General features: G+C 67.6%; 16 protein-coding genes and 1 CRISPR repeat array. Of the genes, 13 read left to right on the forward strand and 3 right to left on the reverse strand.

The window, feature by feature from the left end; genetic code table 11:
* The first annotated feature begins 8 nt into the window (after nucleotides 1-8).
* The 7 genes from cas7e to OHS70_RS33990 all read left to right on the forward strand — a co-directional run bounded on the left by cas7e (nucleotide 9) and on the right by OHS70_RS33990 (nucleotide 11,599).
* A complete protein-coding gene (gene cas7e, locus OHS70_RS33960) occupies nucleotides 9-1,208 on the forward strand; it encodes a type I-E CRISPR-associated protein Cas7/Cse4/CasC (protein WP_328403917.1) in 1,200 nt (399 codons plus the stop codon).
* Nucleotides 1,205-1,945 carry a type I-E CRISPR-associated protein Cas5/CasD gene (cas5e, locus tag OHS70_RS33965; protein ID WP_328403919.1) on the forward strand — a complete coding sequence of 247 codons (741 nt, stop codon included), beginning with the start codon at nucleotides 1,205-1,207 and terminating at the stop codon, nucleotides 1,943-1,945. Before cas7e ends, cas5e begins: the two co-directional genes overlap by 4 nt.
* Nucleotides 1,936-2,709, forward strand: coding sequence for a type I-E CRISPR-associated protein Cas6/Cse3/CasE (gene cas6e / locus OHS70_RS33970; protein WP_328403921.1), 774 nt, complete (start codon nucleotides 1,936-1,938; stop codon nucleotides 2,707-2,709). Before cas5e ends, cas6e begins: the two co-directional genes overlap by 10 nt.
* A gap of 4 nt (nucleotides 2,710-2,713) precedes the next feature.
* A complete protein-coding gene (cas1e, locus tag OHS70_RS33975; RefSeq protein WP_328406108.1) occupies nucleotides 2,714-3,682 on the forward strand; it encodes a type I-E CRISPR-associated endonuclease Cas1e in 969 nt (322 codons plus the stop codon).
* A complete protein-coding gene (gene cas2e / locus OHS70_RS33980; RefSeq protein ID WP_328403923.1) occupies nucleotides 3,679-4,029 on the forward strand; it encodes a type I-E CRISPR-associated endoribonuclease Cas2e in 351 nt (116 codons plus the stop codon). The genes cas1e and cas2e overlap by 4 nt, the downstream gene beginning before the upstream one ends.
* Before the next feature lie 93 nt (nucleotides 4,030-4,122).
* Nucleotides 4,123-8,848: direct repeats of the CRISPR family, unit length 29 nt; unit sequence CTGCTCCCCGCACCCGCGGGGATGGTCCC.
* Between the two features lie 94 nt (nucleotides 8,849-8,942).
* Nucleotides 8,943-10,793: a hypothetical protein gene (locus OHS70_RS33985; protein WP_328403925.1), complete on the forward strand. Its 1,851-nt coding sequence runs from the start codon at nucleotides 8,943-8,945 to the stop codon at nucleotides 10,791-10,793.
* Nucleotides 10,794-11,128: 335 nt separating this feature from the next.
* Nucleotides 11,129-11,599, forward strand: coding sequence for a hypothetical protein (locus tag OHS70_RS33990; protein WP_328403927.1), 471 nt, complete (start codon nucleotides 11,129-11,131; stop codon nucleotides 11,597-11,599).
* 579 nt (nucleotides 11,600-12,178) lie between these two features.
* Here the strand turns inward: OHS70_RS33990 and OHS70_RS33995 are convergent.
* Together OHS70_RS33995 and OHS70_RS34000 are read right to left on the reverse strand one after the other, a co-directional pair.
* Nucleotides 12,179-12,763, reverse strand: a complete 585-nt coding sequence (locus OHS70_RS33995; RefSeq protein WP_328403929.1) for a hypothetical protein — start codon at nucleotides 12,761-12,763, stop codon at nucleotides 12,179-12,181.
* Between the two features lie 35 nt (nucleotides 12,764-12,798).
* On the reverse strand, nucleotides 12,799-14,199 hold the full coding sequence (locus OHS70_RS34000) for a hypothetical protein (protein WP_328403931.1): 1,401 nt from the start codon (nucleotides 14,197-14,199) through the stop codon (nucleotides 12,799-12,801).
* Between the two features lie 406 nt (nucleotides 14,200-14,605).
* On the opposite strand from OHS70_RS34000, the gene OHS70_RS34005 reads away from it, so the two are divergent.
* The 6 genes from OHS70_RS34005 (at nucleotide 14,606) to OHS70_RS34030 (ending at nucleotide 18,470) form a co-directional block, all read left to right on the forward strand.
* The gene (locus OHS70_RS34005; RefSeq protein WP_328403933.1) at nucleotides 14,606-15,295 is read left to right on the forward strand and encodes a hypothetical protein; all 690 of its coding nucleotides are present in this window, start codon (nucleotides 14,606-14,608) and stop codon (nucleotides 15,293-15,295) included.
* A 130-nt stretch (nucleotides 15,296-15,425) separates the two neighbouring features.
* The gene (locus OHS70_RS34010; protein WP_328403935.1) at nucleotides 15,426-15,836 is read left to right on the forward strand and encodes a head decoration protein; all 411 of its coding nucleotides are present in this window, start codon (nucleotides 15,426-15,428) and stop codon (nucleotides 15,834-15,836) included.
* 14 nt (nucleotides 15,837-15,850) lie between these two features.
* Nucleotides 15,851-16,906, forward strand: a complete 1,056-nt coding sequence (locus OHS70_RS34015; RefSeq protein ID WP_328403937.1) for a major capsid protein — start codon at nucleotides 15,851-15,853, stop codon at nucleotides 16,904-16,906.
* Complete coding sequence (locus tag OHS70_RS34020) at nucleotides 16,906-17,268, forward strand: hypothetical protein (protein WP_328403939.1); 363 nt, start codon at nucleotides 16,906-16,908, stop codon at nucleotides 17,266-17,268. The genes OHS70_RS34015 and OHS70_RS34020 overlap by 1 nt, the downstream gene beginning before the upstream one ends.
* A gap of 57 nt (nucleotides 17,269-17,325) precedes the next feature.
* Nucleotides 17,326-17,652 carry a hypothetical protein gene (locus OHS70_RS34025; protein WP_328403941.1) on the forward strand — a complete coding sequence of 109 codons (327 nt, stop codon included), beginning with the start codon at nucleotides 17,326-17,328 and terminating at the stop codon, nucleotides 17,650-17,652.
* A gap of 2 nt (nucleotides 17,653-17,654) precedes the next feature.
* The gene (locus tag OHS70_RS34030) at nucleotides 17,655-18,470 is read left to right on the forward strand and encodes a hypothetical protein (RefSeq protein ID WP_328403943.1); all 816 of its coding nucleotides are present in this window, start codon (nucleotides 17,655-17,657) and stop codon (nucleotides 18,468-18,470) included.
* 209 nt (nucleotides 18,471-18,679) lie between these two features.
* On the opposite strand, the gene OHS70_RS34035 is transcribed toward OHS70_RS34030, so the two are convergent.
* Nucleotides 18,680-21,379 (reverse strand): hypothetical protein, encoded by a 2,700-nt coding sequence (locus tag OHS70_RS34035; protein ID WP_328403945.1) that lies wholly within the window; start codon nucleotides 21,377-21,379, stop codon nucleotides 18,680-18,682.
* Between the last annotated feature and the right edge of the window lie 169 nt (nucleotides 21,380-21,548).

Here is a 21,548-nt window from a genome sequence, read left to right on the forward strand (position 1 = left end):
GACGCCTTGTGAACCGCATCTTCCTCGACGTACACGCTCTGCAGACCGTCCCGCCCAGCAACCTCAACCGCGACGACACCGGAGCCCCGAAGACGGCCGTATACGGAGGCGTACCGCGCGCCCGCGTCTCCAGCCAGGCATGGAAGCGGGCCACCCGGGAGTACTTCGGCGACGAGAACTTGCTGGACCCGAGCGAGCTGGGCGTACGGACCAAGAAGGTCGCCGAGGTCCTCGCCGCACGGATCACCGACCTTGATTCCTCACTTGCCGAGGCCGACGCTCTGCGTCTGGCCGCCGAGGTGATCGAGACGGCCACCGGCTCCAAGATCGAGGTCCCCAAGCGCAAGGCGTCCGCGGCGAAGGACGCCGACGACGAACCGGCGCCGCAGTCCAAGTACCTGATGTTCCTCAGCGCCCGCCAGCTCGACGGTCTCGCGCGCCTCGCCGTCGACGGCGCCTCCGACATCAAGGCCTACCTGAAGGACAAGGACAACAAGGCGCGCGCCAAGGAGATCGCGGACACCCGGCACTCCGTCGACATCGCGCTGTTCGGCCGGATGGTGGCGGACTCCGCCGACATCAACGTCGACGCCGCCGTCCAGGTCGCCCACGCCATCAGCGTCCACCGCGTCGAGAACGAATCCGACTACTACACAGCCGTCGACGACCACAACACCGACGCGGAGCCGGGCGCCGGAATGATCGGCACCGTCGACTTCAACTCCGCAACCCTCTACCGCTACGCCGCGCTCGGCGTCCACCAGCTGGCCAACAACCTCGGCCAGGGACTGCGGGAGGACGAGCCCCTCACCGACCCCGTGCGCCGCGCCGTCGAAGCGTTCGTCCATGGCTTCGTGGCCTCCCTGCCGACCGGGAAGATCAACACGTTCGGCCACCACACCCTCCCCGACGCCGTCATCGTCAAGCTCCGCACCACGCGGCCTGTCAGCTTCGTCGCCGCCTTCGAAGAACCGGTCCGCAGCGAGCACAGCGGCGGCCACGTGCGCGAGGCGTCCGCACGCCTGGCGGAATACATCCCGGACATCGAGCGGGCCTACGGGGACGAGGAAACGACCCGCACCTGGCTCCTGCGCGTCGGCCCGAACACCCAGAAGCTCGCAGGCCTCGGAACCGAGTCGGCGAACCTGACCGAGCTCGTGACCTCGGTCGGCCAGGCCGTCGCCGAGCGCCTGGAGAAGCCCGCATGAGCGTGCTCACCCTCAGGCTCGCAGGCCCCCTTCAGTCCTGGGGGGCCTCCGCCCGTTTCACCCGACGCACCACCGAGTCCGCACCGACCAAGAGCGGTGTCATCGGCATGCTCGCCGCAGCAGCCGGCATCGAACGCGGCGACGACACCGAACTGGCCCGCCTCGGCGCCCTGCGGTACGGAGTCCGCATCGACCAGCCCGGCAGCCGCGTACGGGACTTCCAGACCGCACACCACCCGGTCACCGGCAAGTCCATGCCGCTCTCCGAACGCTTCTACCTCGCCGACGCCGTCTTCGTTGCCGCACTCGAGGGCGACCGGGCACTCCTCACCGAACTCCATGCCGCCCTTCGCGCACCCGTGTACGCGCCCTACCTAGGCCGCCGTTCCTGCCCGCCGGCCCTGCCCATCGAACTCGGTCTCCACGACGGCACCACCCCACTTCGTCAGGTTCTGCAGGACGAGCCCTGGCAGGCGGCGCCCTGGTACCGAAGGCAGCGCCGCCGCGACGCCACCGTGTCGCTGGCCGTCCTGCGCGAGGCCGACGAGCACGAGGATCACGCCGACGTCCTGCGCGACCAGCCCCTCAGCTTCGCCGCGGACCACCGCCGCCACGCCCTGCGCAGCATCATCGGCGACACCGTGGAAGTCCCCAACCCGGCCGCCGTGCCCACCCGGTCGGCGCCTCGGCACGATCCGTTCGATGCTCTGGAGGAAGAGAGCGCCCGATGTTCCTGACCCGCTTCCGAGTGAACACAGCGCGCCCCGGGGCCCGCCGACTACTCTCCTCACCTCAGGCCCTGCACGCGGCCGTCATGTCATCGTTCCCTTCACTCCTGCCCAGCGACTCCTCAGCCCCTGACGGGCCCCGCGTGCTGTGGCGCCTCGACCACAACACACGCGCCGAGGTGATGCTGTACATCGTCAGCCCCACCCAGCCCGACCTGACCCACCTCGTCGAGCAGGCCGGCTGGCCCGCTGCGGCCACCGATCCGGACACCCCCGGATGGCAGAGCAAGCCCTACACCCCTCTCCTGGACCACCTCGCCGTAGGCGACACGTGGGCGTTCAGGCTGACGGCCAACCCCGTCCACCACATCAGGCGCAAGGACGACGAACCGCGAAAGCGCACCGCTCACCTCACCCCCATTCACCAGATGGCCTGGCTCCTTGATCGCCAGGAACGCGGAGGCTTCCGCATCCTCGAAAAGCCCGACAGCAAGCGGCTCCTGCCCGGCGGAACGACGCACAGGCAGCAGGAACACCATGGCGACCGGTACGAGTTGAGTGTCCGCGACAGGCGGGACCTGTCCTTCGACAAGTCTCGCGGCCAGAACCTCTCAAGGCGTCGCCCCGTCAGCCTGGTCACCGTCACCTTCGACGGCCGCCTCGAGGTCAGCGACCCTGACGCACTACGGCGCACGCTCACCCAAGGACTTGGCAAGGCCAAGGCGTACGGCTGCGGGCTGATGACGCTGGCCTCCTTGCCCGGTGGCGGGTGAGCAGGTGACGACGGTCTCGCGGCGCGCAGCCCTCACGCCGCGCAACCTCACGCGCACCAGCGAACGGCTGTCCTTCATCTATCTCGAGCGATGCACGGTCCACCGGGATGCAAACGCCATTACCGCCGAGGATGCCGAAGGCACCACCCACATACCGTCGGCGACCATCGGAACGCTCCTTCTCGGCCCAGGCACCCGCATCACCCACCAGGCGATGAGCGTCCTGGGGGAGACCGGCGCGGCCGTCGCGTGGGTGGGGGAACAGGGTGTGCGCTACTACGCCGGCGGCCGCGCTCTGACCCGCTCGTCGGCGCTCGCGGAGGCACAGGCCCTTAAGTGGGCCAACGTCCGCAACCGCCTCGCCGTCGCCCGCGCCATGTACCGGCTGCGCTTCCCCGACGAGGACCCTGCCGGGCTCACCCGCCACGAGTTGCTCGGCCGCGAAGGCCGACGAGTCAAGGACTGCTACAAGGCGCAGGCCACGCGCACCGGAATTCCGTGGCGCGGCCGTAAATACGCCCCGGGCGACTTTGCCAGCAGCGACCCGATCAACCAGGCAGTCACCGCGGCCGCCCAGTGCATGTACGGCATCGCCCACGCGGTCGTCGCATCCTTGGGGTGCAGTCCCGCGCTGGGCTTTGTGCATTCCGGCCATGAGCTGTCCTTCGTCCTGGACATCGCCGACCTTTACAAGACCGAACTCGGCATTCCCCTGGCCTTCGACATCGCGGCGGAAGACCCGGAGGACGTCGCTCCGCGCACCCGCCGCGCGTTGCGTGACCGGATCAACGAGTTGTCCCTGCTGGACCGCTGCGTCGACGACATCAAGCGTCTCCTGCTGCCGGAGGCCAAGAACAGCACGGGGCCCAGTGACCAGGACGTTGTCACGCTCCAGAGCGACGGCGGCATCGAGGTCGCCGCCGGACACAACTACGGAGACAGCGGCCACGAGGACGAGGTGATGGCCTGGTGACCGTGATCGTCCTCACCAACTGTCCTGCGGGACTACGAGGTTTCCTCACCCGCTGGCTCCTGGAGATCTCCGCAGGAGTGTTCATCGGCAACCCCTCAGCTAGGATCCGCGACGCCCTCTGGGAGGAAGTGCAGCAGTACGCAGACCAAGGCCGCGCCCTGCTCGCCCACACGACCAACAACGAGCAAGGCTTCACCTTCCGGACCCACGACCACGGCTGGCATCCAGTCGACCACGAGGGCCTGACCCTGATCCGCCGCCCGAACGCCAACCCGGTACCGACGACTACCGATCCGAAACCGGGCTGGAGCAAGGCTGCCAAGCGACGACGCTTCGGAAGAAGCTGAATGACCTCTTAGTCATTTTTGCGCGACTTGTCTGAATCGATGAAAGTGCTCCAGAACGGTGTGCACCCACGCTAAAGACGCAGGTCACGCAGTCTGCTCCCCGCACCCGCGGGGATGGTCCCGGGCTGGTGCCGATCTGGACGCGGCCGATCAACTGCTCCCCGCACCCGCGGGGATGGTCCCTCGGCAACCGGCTCGGCGCCCTGCAGGGCCAGCTGCTCCCCGCACCCGCGGGGATGGTCCCGACGCCACCGCAGGGACGATCCGGAAGATCAACTGCTCCCCGCACCCGCGGGGATGGTCCCTGCGGGCCGACAACGCCAAGCTCCTCAACCGGCTGCTCCCCGCACCCGCGGGGATGGTCCCTGCACGCGCCGCCACATCCCGGGCAGGCACTCCTGCTCCCCGCACCCGCGGGGATGGTCCCCCGAGCATCGGCAGAATGATCGAACCGAGCTGCTGCTCCCCGCACCCGCGGGGATGGTCCCGTCAGCTCACGGTCGGCGTCGGCCATCTCGGTCTGCTCCCCGCACCCGCGGGGATGGTCCCAGCGGTCGGCCATGAGCAGGTATCCGTGTGCACTGCTCCCCGCACCCGCGGGGATGGTCCCGCGGCCTCCAAGGGCTACGTCGACACGGTGGCCTGCTCCCCGCACCCGCGGGGATGGTCCACTCCACCGTCAGTCGGCAGGTGCCGGCGTCCTCCTGCTCCCCGCACCCGCGGGGATGGTCCTGGTGAGGGCGCAGTCTGGCCCGCCGTCCGCCCTGCTCCCCGCACCCGCGGGGATGGTCCCTGGGCATGGGCGGGACTCGGGCTCGGGGGCGCCTGCTCCCCGCACCCGCGGGGATGGTCCCAGGACGGAGTGGTAGAGCGCGGTGTCGTGGAGCTGCTCCCCGCACCCGCGGGGATGGTCCCGCCCCGCGCTTCCTCGGCAAGCGCCTCGGGTGCTGCTCCCCGCACCCGCGGGGATGGTCCCGCCCCGCGCTTCCTCGGCAAGCGCCTCGGGTGCTGCTCCCCGCACCCGCGGGGATGGTCCCGCGACGACGACCTTGCCGGGGCGGAGTTCGGACTGCTCCCCGCACCCGCGGGGATGGTCCCTGCCCACCCGAGATCGAAGATCATCGCAGCTGCTGCTCCCCGCACCCGCGGGGATGGTCCCCCGTCGCTCCATCTCGGTGAGCAGCTCCTGCAGCTGCTCCCCGCACCCGCGGGGATGGTCCCACTTCGGCCTTGGTCGCTTCGCCACGGCCGGTCTGCTCCCCGCACCCGCGGGGATGGTCCCTGGCCGCCGCACTCTGCCATGGCCACCGCAATCTGCTCCCCGCACCCGCGGGGATGGTCCCTGACGCCGCCGGGTGCGAGCCACTGCGTCTCCCTGCTCCCCGCACCCGCGGGGATGGTCCCAGTGGGAAGCTGAACGACCCAAGGAGGCAGACCTGCTCCCCGCACCCGCGGGGATGGTCCCGAACGACCACGTGCGGGGCTGGGTGGCCGGGACTGCTCCCCGCACCCGCGGGGATGGTCCCCTGTCCGCGGGTGACAAGGCCGAGGACGGCGACTGCTCCCCGCACCCGCGGGGATGGTCCCAGGGCCTACCGGCTGCTGAAGAACGAGGGCCTCTGCTCCCCGCACCCGCGGGGATGGTCCCCTGGAACTCGTACGGCGTCAGGGGCTGAGTGCCTGCTCCCCGCACCCGCGGGGATGGTCCCCGGGTCGTCTTCAACGATAAGCCGATGGACTGCTGCTCCCCGCACCCGCGGGGATGGTCCCTGCGGAGGTTGGTCGGCGCGGGAAGGGTGCCTCTGCTCCCCGCACCCGCGGGGATGGTCCCAGACCGCCGCCAAGGCGAAAGCGGAGGAGATCCTGCTCCCCGCACCCGCGGGGATGGTCCCGGGGCCAATCACACCGGCATAGTCATTCGTTATCTGCTCCCCGCACCCGCGGGGATGGTCCCAACGACTTGACCATCCAAGGTGTCGACAAGGCCTGCTCCCCGCACCCGCGGGGATGGTCCCCCCCGACGGCCTGCCCGAATGACGGCGAGCCCTGCTCCCCGCACCCGCGGGGATGGTCCCCCTCGTGGCACCGCGCCCCGGGTCCACAAGCGCTGCTCCCCGCACCCGCGGGGATGGTCCCACGGCCGGCGTACCCAGCAAGCGCGGCGGCAACTGCTCCCCGCACCCGCGGGGATGGTCCCATCCCGACGCGCCTTCCTGCTCAGGCAACTCGCTGCTCCCCGCACCCGCGGGGATGGTCCCAAGAAGCGCGCCTCGGGGCGCCGGCTGATCGACTGCTCCCCGCACCCGCGGGGATGGTCCCCAGAACATCGGCCGCGACCTGGCCGTCGCCGACTGCTCCCCGCACCCGCGGGGATGGTCCCTCGCTGAGATAGTTCCCGGGGATCGCCACAAGCTGCTCCCCGCACCCGCGGGGATGGTCCCTCGCTGAGATAGTTCCCGGGGATCGCCACAAGCTGCTCCCCGCACCCGCGGGGATGGTCCCATCCAGGACCGGGCGACGGCGCTGCACCACCTCTGCTCCCCGCACCCGCGGGGATGGTCCCTGACCACGGGGCGGGGATGCTGTGATCCCCCTCTGCTCCCCGCACCCGCGGGGATGGTCCCAGCGACGACACTGTCGTCGCGCAGGCCCCCTTCTGCTCCCCGCACCCGCGGGGATGGTCCCCCCCGCCAGGCCGAGGCCGCGGACATCCAAGCTGCTCCCCGCACCCGCGGGGATGGTCCCAGTCTCGGCTACAAGACGGAGCGGCTTCCTGACTGCTCCCCGCACCCGCGGGGATGGTCCCTCGGGGACATCAAGGGCCCGGTCGACGTCGACCTGCTCCCCGCACCCGCGGGGATGGTCCCAACGGCCAGAAGTACAGCGACCAGCTCCCAGGCTGCTCCCCGCACCCGCGGGGATGGTCCCTTTGCCTTGATGACGTGCGTCGGGGTCGCGGTCTGCTCCCCGCACCCGCGGGGATGGTCCCACGAGCAGGCCGGTCACGAGCGCGGTTTCGAGCTGCTCCCCGCACCCGCGGGGATGGTCCCAGCGTCAGCGGAACCTCGAAGCGTGGCTCAAGCTGCTCCCCGCACCCGCGGGGATGGTCCCTTCTGGAAGAACCCGAAGTACAAGCAGGGGAACTGCTCCCCGCACCCGCGGGGATGGTCCCATCCGGCAGGTCATGCGCCGCAACCCGGATGCCTGCTCCCCGCACCCGCGGGGATGGTCCCCCGGGCCTCATCGTCCGCGCCGGAGGTGCGCGCTGCTCCCCGCACCCGCGGGGATGGTCCCCCGGGCCTCATCGTCCGCGCCGGAGGTGCGCGCTGCTCCCCGCACCCGCGGGGATGGTCCCGTTACCAACGGCTGGTAGTACTCCGGCAGTTTCTGCTCCCCGCACCCGCGGGGATGGTCCCTACCGGGCCAAGATCAATGCCGTGCGCCGGGTCTGCTCCCCGCACCCGCGGGGATGGTCCCGATTACGACCCGAACCAGGCAATCCCGGTCCGCTGCTCCCCGCACCCGCGGGGATGGTCCCGGCAAGACGTACCGCGCCGTACCCGCGGCGAACTGCTCCCCGCACCCGCGGGGATGGTCCCCGTACGGTCGCCACGTCGCCGGCCGCCTGCGCCTGCTCCCCGCACCCGCGGGGATGGTCCCTGGGCCAGCAGCGCCACGGACTGGCCGGCGGTCTGCTCCCCGCACCCGCGGGGATGGTCCCGGCCGTCCCCAGCCGCGCAAGAGGCGCGGCAACTGCTCCCCGCACCCGCGGGGATGGTCCCGAGCGACTGCGCCGGTTGGCCGGCGAGACACCCTGCTCCCCGCACCCGCGGGGATGGTCCCGCCGCGCCCGACTCCGAGGAGCCGGGCGCGGGCTGCTCCCCGCACCCGCGGGGATGGTCCCGGGAATTAACCCGTTCGAGTGAGCGTCAGATACTGCTCCCCGCACCCGCGGGGATGGTCCCTGCAGGTTCCGCTGGGTCATGTTGGCGTATGTCTGCTCCCCGCACCCGCGGGGATGGTCCCGACGAGTTGCCCCTGAGCGAGATCACGGGGGACTGCTCCCCGCACCCGCGGGGATGGTCCCTTCGACACGGGTCGGGCTCAGCACGGCATCACCTGCTCCCCGCACCCGCGGGGATGGTCCCCGGCACGTGCGGATGGTCGGCGAGGTCCCGGCCTGCTCCCCGCACCCGCGGGGATGGTCCCCGTGCGGATGTCGTCCAAGGACGCGTCGGGCGCTGCTCCCCGCACCCGCGGGGATGGTCCCGTCAACCCGGAATTGCGGTACGACGACTTTCACTGCTCCCCGCACCCGCGGGGATGGTCCCCGGCACCCGCTGCCCGAGGCCGGCATGTCCGTCTGCTCCCCGCACCCGCGGGGATGGTCCCCAGCGGGCGGAGTTCGTGACGTTGGTGTGGTGCTGCTCCCCGCACCCGCGGGGATGGTCCCACGCCCAAAGCATCATCAACGGCTTCGGCGGCCTGCTCCCCGCACCCGCAGGGATGGTCCCGAGCGCGAGGACGGACTCGACGACCTCGACCTCTGCTCCCCGCACCCGCGGGGATGGTCCCAGGCCGGCCTGGCAGGCGAGCCACACGGCGTGCTGCTCCCCGCACCCGCAGGGATGGTCCCGGCACCTACGAGGTGCGGCTGCAGTTCTCCGACTGCTCCCCGTACCCGCGGGGATGGTCCCAGCGCATGGGCCGTGTACATCGACGGCGCCCTCTGCTCCCCGCACCCGCGGGGATGGTCCCGGACTGGCGTCAGCGGCGCCAGGAGCGGGCCACTGCTCCCCGGACGCGCGGGGATCTTCCCGCGCGGCTGCAGCCGTCGAGCTTCCCGAACCTGTGGGGATGCTTGAGCAACTATGACTATGCGCGGGGCGAATCGCTGACGCCGTAACCTGATCATGCGGCGCGGGGCCGACTGCCTGGAGGGCATGGTGGGCCTGCGTCAACTGATCACGGACGCCTGGAGCTGGCTGGACTACAAGCCGGTCCTGGCGGACCCGCGTCGGCCGGGACGCAACGCCTGGTCCGAGCTGACCTCGTCGTGGGTTCCAGACGAGGACCTGCGAAGGCTCTCCGCGTACCGGCTGCTGGCCGCCTACGACTCTAACCAGGCTGGTCAGGTCGCGGCGATCACCGGTGACGACGTGGCCGGCGAGGAGCGGCGAGAGCTTGGCGATGCCAGCAAGCTCGTCGACACCGCGCTTGGCTATCTGCTCGGCGCGGAACAGACCATCACTGTGCCGGGCGCGGAACACGCTGACGGCGAGCCCACGCCGGACCAGACCATGGCGGCTGCCGTACAGGAGCGGCTGCGGGCATGGGCGGAGAAGGAACTGCTGCCGCTGCGCCTCCAGCAGGCCGAGCGTACCGCCATCCTTCTCGGCGACTCCGTCTACACCCTGGCGTGGGAGCCTGCCAAGGGCCGTGTGCTTCTGCGCACTTGGGATCCGGGACTGTACTTCGCGGAGTGGCCAGACGACAGCGAGCAGGACAGCGCCGAGTTCCCGCCCCGGGTGCATTTGGCCTGGGAGATCCCCGAGGACGAGCGGCGCGGAACCAAGGCCCGGCTGCGGCGGATCACGTACGAGTTGGCGCCGATCGGCCCGGCGACGCGGGGTGGCACAACGAAGGATGGCAGGCCAATCCGGGAGGCGATCCGTGTCGAGGGCGGAACCGCCGTGCTCACCCGCGGTGACTCACTGCACGCCGACAGCGGCGTGATCACCCGCACCTACCCGTGGTCGGCAGGCAGGCCGTCGGCGTACACCTGCTACCTCACCGATGCCGAATGGGAACTGGACGACCTAAAGCACTCCGACCTCCTGTACGACCTGCCGCTGCACAAGGCGACGTTCCGCACCCGCTCGGATGGCGAGGTCCTGGACAGGCTCGACCTGCGAGTGGACTTCATCCCGCTGATCCACATCACCAACAACATCCCGCACAGCGGCGACCACTGGGGCAAACCCACTCTCGCTGCTGTCCTCCAAGCTCTCGACGAGTTGTCCGCCACCGACACCGACTCTTCCGCAGCCAGCGCCACAACCGGCTCACCGATCGTCGGCCTCGCCGGGGCACGCCTGCCCATCGACCGGACCACCGGCCAGCCCCTCCCGGTGAAGGTGAAGGCCGGAACCGTGTGGCAGCTCAACGACGGCGGTCGCATGGATGTCCTCGACACCTCCGCCCAGCTCGCCGAACTCCGCTCCCGCATCGACCACCTACTCGACCGCCTCGCAGCCAACAGTCGCATCACTGCTGCCGGCCTCGGCACTCTCGACCCCACCGCCCTGCCCTCCGGCTACGCCCTCGACCTTGCACTGGGCCCCCTCGACACCCTCGTCGCCTCCATGAGGCTGGCCCGCGACCACAAGTACGCGGTCCTGCTGCGCATGGTGCAGCGCCTTCATCAGGCAGGGCAGGCCGAAGGGTGGCCCGCAGGCGAGTCGCTGCCTGCCCGACTGGTTTGGGGACCGCACACACCCACTGACCGGGCTGCTGTCCTCGACGAGGTGGTCAAGGCTGTGTCCGCCGGAGTCATGTCGATGGAGACCGGCGTACGGATGCTCCAGGACGCCGGATACCCAATCGAAGACGCGCTGAAAGAGATTCATCTCATCGAGGCGAGGGCCTTCGAAGCCGCTACCCGCCTCGCCGACGCCACCGGCGACAACGCTGCCGTCCGTGCTTACCTGGGACTCCCTGATGCAGATCCCGAACTCCACGGAAGCGCCCCTGATCCCCGCTGACGCAGGTGACGACTAACCCGGAACAGGAATATCGGGTGCACCATGTGAGCCGTGACCGACGACGAAGACCCCGGTCACGACCCCGCTGATTCGTCTAACCGGGACGGCTCCGCCGAGGCTCCACAACCAGCATCAGGCCCGCACGCCGGCAAGCCGAGCAGCGCATCTAGGGCCTGATTCAGTTTCCTTGCACCAGGGCAGGAGCCGACGGCAGCAACACTTGCGCCCCAGCCCGGTACGACCACACGGTGGAGTGGGGCAACAGCTCCGTCCGCGCTGTGCGTTAGTTGCGCAACAGAGCGACGCTCCGGGCCTGGAGCAGGCAGCCTGCCGGGATGGAGAAGTTGATCGAGCTGGCGGCCCAGCTCCTGTCCGGGGCGGTCATCGCGGTCTTGGCGTCTTGGTTGACCACACGGTCGCGCAACCGCGCGGATCGCCAGGCCGAGACCGCCGCGCTACAGGTCCAGGCAGACGCGATGACTGTGGCCATCATGGAACTGCAGGGGGCGGCGTCCGCCAACCGGCTTCTGTGGGAAGGAGCAGCGGAGCGCGGCCGGACCTTTCTGCTGACCGTGCTCGCCTTTGCGGGCGGTGCCGCGCGGACGCGGGTGGCGGGCGGCACGGATGTGCTGAGTAGCCTGGCGGGCTTCGGACGGGTAGCGGAGGTCCTGAGCCGGGAACGGCGTGCCACCAAGGAGACCGCGGTCACCGTGCGTGAACCGCTCAACCGGGTGGCCGCAGCAGCGGCTCCGCTGATGCGGTGTCCGGCGCCGCGGCTGTCGTTGCAGCTACCGAGCAACTGCTGAACGCGGCTGGGGACATCGAGAACGCCGCCCGCCTCGAAACTGCCCTGGAGGCGTTCGGGCAGGCCGTGCGCGAGGCTACCGAGCCCCGGCCATCCTGGCGGGCACGGCGACGCGCAGCGCGACGCCAGGTGCCGTAACCGGGGCGCCGCAGCGTCGACCCGCGATCGCGGCACCCAAGGACACAGCAACAGGGGAGCCCGACCTTTGGTCACTTATGACCTCGGACGCCTGCGAACCCGCCTGACTCGCCGAAGGGCTCGTTAGTGGCCATCATCGGCACTTTGTGCAACGCCGGGCTGACCGAGGTCGCCGCCAAGCCGACGGGGCTCGGCTCCCGCGGCGGCAGGCCGCCACGTTTCGACGCGTCGATTACCGCGAGCGCCACGCGGTCGAGTGCGGGATCAACCGCCTCCGGCGTCACCTGCAAGCCACCGAGGGCAGCACCTCAGCAGGGCCGCAGGGGCCAGCGGTCTGGTGGGTACTCGCGGATGGGCGGAACGAGATGGACCGGCGCGACGTGGAATCCGTCAACGTTCTCCGACTTGTCGTCTCCTAATGCGGGAGCACCCGGTCGCAGCCCTACCGTGGCGCAGATTGGGGGAAGTCGATGTCGACGTACTCCGTGTACGACTGCCGGATGGCCTGAGGCTCTCCGACGTCGTACCACGCAGCCTCCACGCGCATGTGGTAGACGTAGGATGCAGGGGAAACCAGTTTGACCACAAAGGCCATTGTTTCTCCCTTCTCGAAGTTGAGCGGTTTGATTTGGTCACTAAACGACCTTCCCCGGATGTCGAAACTCGATCCTTCCGGGGAGAGTTCAACTCTGTGCTGATAGACCGCGACTGGCGCGGCCGTCCTTGTTCGGTGGATCGTCCGGCTGGGCGAGGACGACTCCACACACAGACGCAGAGATACGAGGATGGCCTGACGGTTGCCCGCGTTGGACAGCGTGAACCGCATCTCCCGTGCGGTGCTCCACTCGGCAAGATCGCTGATGTGCAGTGCGGCGATCTCCAGCCGCCCGACGTCCTCCGAGCTTTTCCTCCGCGATTCGAAGTAGGGCCGTAGGAGAGCGACGATCGCGCCCAGGAGGCCGATGACGGCGACGACCGCCGCGAAGACGCCAGCCTCGGCGGTGAAGAATTCGACGATCGAGTTCACTCCGGGACTCGATTCTCCAAGTTGCGCATCACGTCCTAGCTGCCTCCGTTCCTGCGGAACAGCCGCGTGATCCCCTGTGTCAAACTGCTGGTGGACTTCCTACCCGGAAGGTCCGGGCGGCCGGGCCTCGTTCCGTCCGGTTCAGGCGCGCCGTGAAGAATTTCCTGATGATTGCGCACCCCTTCCCGCCATTCCAGGTACTCGTGGCCGCTTACTTCCTGCATGAACTTCTTTGTCACGTCGACGACGACCCCGGATTCGGGTCCCGTGTCCACCAGAGTCAGCACGTGGTCCTCCCAGATGACGTCTCCCATGTGCACTGCATGGACCCACTGCCCCCACCCGTGCGTGATGATTTCGATGGCGGCATCGAATTCTTCCGCCTCGGACTTCGAGAGTTGGGACCTGTACTGTTTTCGCAGACCCGTGACAACCTCCCGATAGAACTCCTCGGCTTCGTCCCGCCGCAAGTTCGGCGTCAGAGGTAGGCGGTAGTAGATGGCTCCCCGTTCCTTCCAGTAGAGCAGGCCGGGAGTTTCCAAGCGGGCATCCGTACTGCAGAATAGGCACCGCGCGCGGTTCAGTGAGTCCCTGAAGAAGACGATTCCGCCATTCTCGGAGATGCTGGGACTGTCCTGGTCGAGCACCAAGGGACTCCGCGAAGCGAAGAGCATGGCGCAGTTCGCGCATGGCCCGGACCCCACTGGCCATCGCTCCCTTGAGTCGGCGGGCATGAGGCCGAGGTCCACTGCCTCTAGGGCGGATGCGATGTCCTCCACCACCTGGCCTCCGCTACCCAGTTCTCCTTCCCTCAGCTCCGCCGCGAAGTCACGCAGTTCATCCACATAACGTTCGAGGCTCTCGGGAGTATCGAAGTGGAATGAGGGCATCATCAGCCTGGGCAGGTCCTCCCACTTTTCTCTGGATCCGAGGGTGAAGGCAACCATGGGCAGCCGCGTCGACGGGCCGTCCAAAAGCAGGAAGAATAAATTGCACAGGGATTCGCCGATAATCGAGCGGAGGTGTTCCCTGTCAGCGCAGGTCTCGAGCGAAGCCCGGAGGTCCGTTCTCAGCCGGTCGACTCTCTCCTCGTTGCCGGGCAGGACAGCTAATGACGCTCCGAGCGCGGCGCGCGCCGTGCGGACGTGGAGTGCGAGCGACTCGCCCTCCCTGTCGGACATCAAGCTCGTGTACGTGCTGAGAGCGGACGCGACGAACTGTTGGTCGACCGCGCCACGCGCGTCGCGTAGGCGCAGGTTCTCACCGATCGTGAACATGAAGAGGGAGACAGCGATGTGCCCCAGTAGCTCCCCGTCCCCTTCGAGGGGGGCGCGGCGCGCGCGGTAGTCCGCTTCTGCGAGGAGACTCGGATGAAACCCGGCGCGGCAACGCTGGACGGCGGCGAACCATGCTTCATCCGTTTGCGCGTTGAGCACTTCCTGCAGTAGGGAGATGTTGTCGTGGCGCGCACGGCGTACATAGGTGCGTGCAGTGCCAGGTGTACCCAAGGCCGCCTCCCCCACCCCGGCGCGACCGGCGTTGGCGCGCCCTTCAGTATGATCCGCACCATAACTGATCGTTTGAGGATGAGATGCAGATTCTCCTCAAATAGATGACGGCGCAGGGCCGGTTCGGGAAGGCTCTGGTGGCGTTCAGCGTCTATCCCGTAGCCAGTGCGAGCTGCCACATCGGGTGATCTTCGGAGTGATTCCGCGCCCGCGGAGCGGGCCCCTTATCCGTCTCGGCTGACGGAAACAACCCGATCAGAGAACGGCCCGGTTGGACTGGTCGCTACACTGATCACCGGTGCGGGGGCGCTGGAGACCACTGGATGGTTCACGCATGACGCGCCGATTGCTTGCTTCTCCGCTTGTGCCGGTTGGGTACCGCCGCGATGGTCGGCCGATTCTCCCGATTCTCGGTGCCTCGCTCGAGGACGATTCCAACACGCAGGGCGACGATGCTGTGCCGCCAGCCGGTGGTGCCGTATCGCAGGGAGACCTGACGCGGCTGCTGGCCCGGGAGAAGACTCAGGGCGGCCGAGCAGCCGTGAAGAAGCTCCTGGGCGATCTGGGCTTCGACAACTCTGAGGCGCTGTCGGAGTTCATCACCACGAAGCGTGAAGCGGATCAGGCTGCACTGTCCGAGGCCGAGCGCCGCGAGCAGGCCGCTGCGGCAAAGGAGCAGCAGGCAGAGCAGCGTCTCGCCGAAGCCGTCGCGCGAGAACGCGCCGCCGTACGCCGCGCCGCGCTCGCCGGGCTCGGCGCGAGCGGCGAGGACCTGGCCGACGCTGCGGTCCTCCTTGATCGAGCACTTGCCTACCAGCCCGACGCTGACGAGGGGGCAGTGACGGCGGCCGCCGAGCAGCTGAAGGAGCGCCGCCCCCAGTTGTTCTGTCAGGCGCAGGAAACTGCGCCGCCCGCGCCGGGAGGCTCGCCCGCCGGCGGCCCGCCCGCACGGGGCAGCCAGCCGTCGAAGCCAGGCTCTGCCGGACTCGACATGGCCAGGCAGCGCGGCTACATCACCACCTGACCAAAGACTTCACTCCCACCGGCGGGACAAGGCCGGACCTGGGGACCACGCCCCTCCCAACTCCGTGGACGGCGACACCGATTGGTGAGCGCGCGGATACCGCCATCGCGTCCCTGGGAGGGGCTTTCCCATGCTTCAGCCGATCACGACGCAGCTCAACGTCACGGCGAACATCGAGTGGCTCGGCGGCCGACACGGCACCGACGACACCGACACCATCACCCTCGACATCGCCAAGTTCACCACCGGTATTCACTACACGCCGTCGACGGACTCGCGGCAGCCATACAGCCTGTTCAAGTCCGGTGTACCGGTCGGGAAGATCACCGCAAGCGGTCTGTACGGGCCGTTCGACAAGGCCGCGACCGACGGCCGCCAGGTACTCGCCGGCTTCGTCATGGCCGAGACCCTGTTCGCGCCGACTGCGACGAAGATTCCCGCCGCGCTGCTGTGGCACGGCATCGTCCGCGTGGCGAAGGTCCCGGGCGGATTCAATCCGGCAGACGTGACGACCACCAACGCCCAGATCCGGTACGTGTAAGGAGCCGCTGAACCATGTCCCTTCAGGATCTGATCAAGGACGTCACCACTCGTGACCTGACGGTGTTCGCCCGAGCGGTGCCGACGCCGGCAGAGTGGACGCTCACCACGGGGGAGGGAGCCGTCTTCCCCGACCTCAAGCTTCAGAGCACCCTGTGGGAGATCACGGACTCCGGCCGCTACGTGAACGCGGCGAAGTTCCGGGCGTACGACGCCTCGGCTCCGCTGGCGACCCGAGAGGTGTGGGAGACCACGCGCAAGGGCGGTCTGCCCGTCATCTCGCAGAAGCTCACTGTGAGCGAGCAGGAGATCATCCTCGACGAGATGCAGCGCGGCGCTGACGCCGAGCGCCTGGTGAAGAACCTCTACAACGACACCGAGCGGCACGTCGAGGCGACCAAGGGTCGCATCGAACTGGCCGCGGCCGATGTTCTGCTCGACGGCAAGCTCACCGTCAACGAGAACAACTTCATCACCGAAGTCGACTTCGGCGTGCCGGCCGAGAACATGCCGACCGCGCCAAAGCTGTGGTCTGACCCGACGGCGGACGCAATTCGTGACGAGTTGGGGTGGCTCCAGTACCTGGAGGACATCGGCTCGCCGAGTCCAGAGTTCGCTCTCACCTCCCGCCGTGTCGTGAACACGTGGGCCGCGAACAGCACCTACCGTGCTGCCTTCTACAAGTCGGTGAACCCGTCCACCACGCCGACCGCCTCGCTCACCCCCGACCAGGTCAACTCGGTGCGCATTGAGTACGGGCTGCCGCCGGTGCGCATCTACAAGGGGCAGGTGCGCGTCGACGGCGTGTGGACCAAGCCGATTCCGGACGACCGCTACATCTACATACCGCCGCAGCGCAAGCAGTGGGCCAACGTGCAGTGGGGTCTGAACGCCGACTCGATTGTCCTGTCGTCCGGCAAGAACCCGGAGATCGAGCGGGAGGAAGCCCCGGGCATCGTCGTCACCCGCGACGTTGACGCTGACCCGATCCGTATCTGGACCAAGGTCAATGCTTCCGCGATGCCCGTCATGCATGACCCGCGGGCCCACCTCGTGGCGAAGGTGCTGTGATGGCCCGCCGACTGCGCACCGCGGTGCACCTCATCCACCCGACTACGCACGAGCCGGTGATCCTCCAGCCAGGCGACCAGCCGGTCGACGCGGTCGCTGAACTGATCACTCATCCCGACGCGTGGGAGGTGGATGCTCCGACCATGGGCGACCCGGACCTGGGGGATGAGGATCCGGAGACGGTGACGCTGGATGATCCCCGGCTCGTCGACGGGCAGCCGGACATCGTGACAGTCGAGGACACTGCCCCGGAGCCGGAGCCGGAGCCGGAGCCGGAGCCGGAGCCGGAGCCGGAGCCGGAGCCGGAGCCGGAGCCGCCGGCCGCCCGGCCGCGCCGACGGAAGCCACCGGCCGCCGAGTGACCCCCGACCACTGGCCCCCGCCGGGCCGGTGGTCTTCCCTCTCCGCTGGAGAACACCGTGAACACCGCTGTCCTCGCGTGGCTGCTCGCCCAGCTCGGCCCGAACACCGAACAGACCGACCTCGCCACCCGCTACGCGCGCCTCGGCAGCGCCCGCAAGGTCGCCCATGAGGTCCTGTCCGAGCGCCGGGCCCGCCTGCTGGCCGATCCGCTGCGCATGACGGTCGACGGAGTGGTCACGATCGACCAGAGCAACAACCTCGCCGGGCTGGAGCGCCAGATTGCTGCTCTCGTCGACGTGCCCGCGCCGGATGATGCGGCAGCTGGTGAACCCGGGGTCGACCTGGTGACTGCCCCAATCATCCCGGCCCGTCGGAGCCGGTAGCGGTGGCCTACGACTGGCCGCCGCTGACCCCTGGCGACGCGGACGCGATCGCCCTTCGGGTCGCGGCGGTACTCGAGGAAGCGTGGCAGCGGCTCGCCGCAAAGCAGAAGCGCGTGCTCGACATGATGGAGCGGCAGCCGCGAGGCCGACACGCCGTGATCACTTTGGAGGAGTTCAAGAGGGCGATCGAAGCGTTCCGCCGCGAAGTCGACTCAGAGGCCCAGGCGTTCGTACGTCGCCAACTGCCGCACCTGTACGAGCAGGGCGCCCAATTCGCCGCCCGCAGCATGGGCTTGCAGTTCACCTGGACGACGTTCCACCGCGACGCACTGCTTTCGCTGGCCACCGACTCTTACGCCGACTTCCTGCGGCGCTCCGAGGAGGCCGAGCGCATGGCGAGCAAGTTCTACCGTGCCGCCCGCGCGGCTGCGCGCCGCGAGGTGCCGCTACTCGCGGCTGGCAATATGACCGCCAAGCATGCCGCGAAAAACCTGGCCGACAGGCTGGCAGCCGAGTACAAGCTGACCCATGTCGTGTACCGGAACGGTGCCCGTGTGCCAGTGCGCGCCTGGGCCGAAGCTGCGACTCTCGCCAAGTCGGCCGTCGCGTACAACGCGGGAACGCTCAACCGCACCCGGGAGGCCGGCGTCACTCACGTCGAGGTCTTCGACGGCTTCGACTGCGGCTGGACCAGTCACCAGGATCCCGACAAGGCGAACCGGACGCTGCGCAGGGTCGATGAGGCGGCCGAGTGGCCGATCTCCCATCCACGGTGCCGCCGCGCCTTCGGACCGCGGCCCGACAGAGTTGGGTTGTGATCAGAAGCCCAGCGCGTCGTCCCGGGAGGCTGAGCCGAATTCGGTAGGGCGGTGCTCAATTCGGAGCAATGTGCGGCTAAAAGGGGGTGAACTTGCTGGTCTGAGCTCTGTGGCCTGTGGCAAGCGCGATTCCAAGCCCCGATCGCTGACGCGGCCTCGGCCCTACTGTGGTGCGGGATTCGCTCTCTGCCTTGCTCGTTGAGCTCCGGTCACCGCCATGTTACAGAGGCGGGAAGACCGCTTAGCCTGTCCAATGCCTTTCCGAAAGCATCCTTGCTAGTGTCCGAGTCCTCAATATCGCTTGGAATCACTACGTCGCGCAGTGTCTGCCAGGTTGCCGCATAATATGCGCACACCTGCCGGACTGCCGCCTCCTGCATCCAGGTTTCACCGGCTATATCAGCCTCTTTTGCGCCGTCGAGGCAATGTGTGCAGCATTTGGTGGGAGAATTTTCCTCCGCCAGTAGGCCGCCCAGCAGCGTGAGGCGAGCATCCAGCCCGTCAATTCGTGTCCTCGCTTTCCCGGCGTCGCCCCATTCTTCGTCGTCGTCCAGGATGTCATTAAATTCGGGCACTCCGGGGGGAAGTTCCGCTACCAGTGAGGGGTCGGCGATCGCTTGGACCGTTTGCAACAGTCTCTCCCGATCGGGCCAGTTCCGAGCCTGACCGTCTGCGACACGCCTTATGCACTCCCATATACATTTTTCATCCTCAAACCATTTAATTGCGTCGTGGACCTCCACTAGGTTCAGTGAATTGCGGCGATGCCAGGTCAGCTCCATCAAGGCGGAGATGCGCGTCAATAGCTGACTGTTGCTGATGGCCATCTCGACATGTATGGGCCTTGGATCATCGAACCGCCTTCGATTGGGCGTGGACTGTGGATAAGCCGCACGCTCGAATCGCGCCAGGTAAGGAACCTGATCTTCCGCCCTAAGTTGAGTGAGGTCGGGATCCTCGCTGAGCAACCAGGACCGCTCGAGCGTAACGGAGCCGCTCTCGGCGCCCCGCACTGCATTCTCCAACTCGCCGTAGGCCAAGCGGGCAAGTTTGTCACTGTCGATATCGGGGGCTTCCATCGCGACGGCGTACACGCAGGCTGCGTTGTAATGATCTTGCCAATGTTCGTGTCGCTCGCGTATAAATGGAGTCCGGGCTCTTTTTATGCGTTTCTCCAGGTCTGCAGGCGCCCACTCCATCGTGCTCGCTGGCCATTTCACGTAAGCGTGGTATCCACCCCTGAGCCAATCGCGAGCGCCTACTACCTTAGGCAGTAGGAATGTCGATCCACCAGGTGGACGCCATTTGGAGATAGAGCTAGAAATGCTCGCCAACTTTACGGACTTTGCCAGCTTTAGCGGGGCCCAGACATCCCGATTGACCCGGAGTGCGGATCGCGTAATGATATTCTTCTCCGCTCGAATTCCGGGGTAGAAGCTGGCGATGGTGTAGTCCTGGGAAAGTCGTCGTATTTCCTGCTGGCAGGCCAGCTGGAATATCAATCCGACAAATTTCTCGTTCTTTTCCTTCAATTGTTCCGCGATCCACTCCTTGGCGGATTTTTCATAGTCGGATTGCTGACTATCGAAAATGATCTCAACGGCTGACGGCCAGTACCGCTCTGCGATGATCGGCGTAAGTGCCTCTCGGATTTGATCGCGGACATTCGCTCGGCGGTTGTGAGTTTCCTCATCGGGTTCATGGCACCACTGACGAGTAGTCCTCTCCGGGGTGCCGAGGACGACGGCGTACCTGTGGCGAGCCTGTAGTATCCCGGGCCGTTGCCGCCAATGCCACAGGTATGTGAATCGTCGCAGTGCCCATGGGGCGACCCAGAGTCGTGTGTCTTCCTCGTCGGTGTTCAGCCTGCCGAGAGTCAGTGCTCCGTGGTAGGTTTCCAAGGCGTCGAGATACAGCCCCAACTTTTCCTGGACCACAGCTATTTGGGTCCGCAGGTACAAGTTCGTTGGGTCCCATCGAACCGCTTTGTAGAACTGGTGCAGAGCCTCATCGAACTTTCGCTCCCTGCTTAGCTTCCTGCCTTTCTGGTAGGCGGCGAAAAGCTCCGGGGGCAAAGTCCGTCCCTGCCAGGCTTGCCACGGCGGTCTCTTGCACGCTCGAGTAACCGGCAGAATCGTAGCCATCACCCAACACCCCGCCTCGTGCACGGCCTCCTCCCACGTCGACTCCCACACCGTGTGGGCGCGGCTGCCGCGGGTGGTGAATGCGGTGACGGTCACTGTCACACCGCAGCTGCGATTCTGATCGTGCGGGTTTCCCTGCAACACGCCGCTGACACGGTAGGCGACTCTGGGCCGCAGTCGGCTGAACAGGTTCAGCAGGCTTGTCCCGAGCTTTCCAGACTCAAGGTTCACATCTCCGAGCAGGTCCAGGAAGTTCTCCGCGGGCAATTCGGCAGGAAGTGCTGTAGGTGGGTACAAGTCGGTCTCCGACAAGTGCTTCCGGAACCGAGCAGTCAGGTCCTCAATCCGCGGCTTCGATGCCCCCTCTGGCGTCGCGTCGATGAGCCGTTGCACATCCACAGGCCCCGGCTGGTAGCCGTTGCTGGCCAGCAGCGCCCGCCGCAGCGCCCAGAAGGAGGCAATCAGCAGAGCCAGACACGCAAGCCGGATGCCCAATGGTGCGCCAGTGTCTTTGAACGTCACCACCTGAGCAACGCCGTTGAATACCTGCGCCACGGAGTTCCAGAATCCCTGAACCCATCCTGGCCAGTCCGTATCCGCAGTCCATCGAGGGGAACCCCGGCCCTTATAGGTGGCGCCAATCAACCGCAGCACCGCGAGCAGGAACAGGCCGAGCAGGAAGGACAATCCGTGCCAGCGGCCGGGTCTGCGCAGTGGCAGCGCAGAATCATCGGCTGCCGGGGGCTGTCCCCGATGGGAGGTCATGTCAGCCTCCAGGCTCCGTAGCGCCTTATCCCCCAGTTGCTCGCTTCGCCGCGAGAGGGCAACTCAGTGCTCGTAGCTCGTGACTTCCAAGTTTTCCACACCTCCTCGAGCGGTCAACTCGATCACGATCAGCCCCCATGCTGGCATCAGTACCGGTCGGCGTGAACGG

The sequence above is a fragment of the Streptomyces sp. NBC_00390 genome (assembly GCF_036057275.1).
In the GTDB taxonomy this organism is placed as follows: Bacteria; Actinomycetota; Actinomycetes; order Streptomycetales; family Streptomycetaceae; genus Streptomyces.

Excerpts from the sequence above, each read along its gene's own strand:
- cas5e (WP_328403919.1), top strand. The coding sequence starts at position 1,205 with ATGAGCGTGCTCACCCTCAGGCTCGCAGGCCCCCTTCAGTCCTGGGGG.
- OHS70_RS34015 (WP_328403937.1), top strand. The coding sequence starts at position 15,851 with ATGTCCCTTCAGGATCTGATCAAGGACGTCACCACTCGTGACCTGACG.
- OHS70_RS34005 (WP_328403933.1), top strand. The coding sequence starts at position 14,606 with ATGACGCGCCGATTGCTTGCTTCTCCGCTTGTGCCGGTTGGGTACCGC.
- OHS70_RS34020 (WP_328403939.1), top strand. The coding sequence starts at position 16,906 with ATGGCCCGCCGACTGCGCACCGCGGTGCACCTCATCCACCCGACTACG.
- OHS70_RS33990 (WP_328403927.1), top strand. The coding sequence starts at position 11,129 with ATGGAGAAGTTGATCGAGCTGGCGGCCCAGCTCCTGTCCGGGGCGGTC.
- cas6e (WP_328403921.1), top strand. The coding sequence starts at position 1,936 with ATGTTCCTGACCCGCTTCCGAGTGAACACAGCGCGCCCCGGGGCCCGC.
- OHS70_RS34010 (WP_328403935.1), top strand. The coding sequence starts at position 15,426 with ATGCTTCAGCCGATCACGACGCAGCTCAACGTCACGGCGAACATCGAG.
- OHS70_RS33985 (WP_328403925.1), top strand. The coding sequence starts at position 8,943 with ATGCGGCGCGGGGCCGACTGCCTGGAGGGCATGGTGGGCCTGCGTCAA.
- OHS70_RS34035 (WP_328403945.1), bottom strand. The coding sequence starts at position 21,379 with ATGACCTCCCATCGGGGACAGCCCCCGGCAGCCGATGATTCTGCGCTG.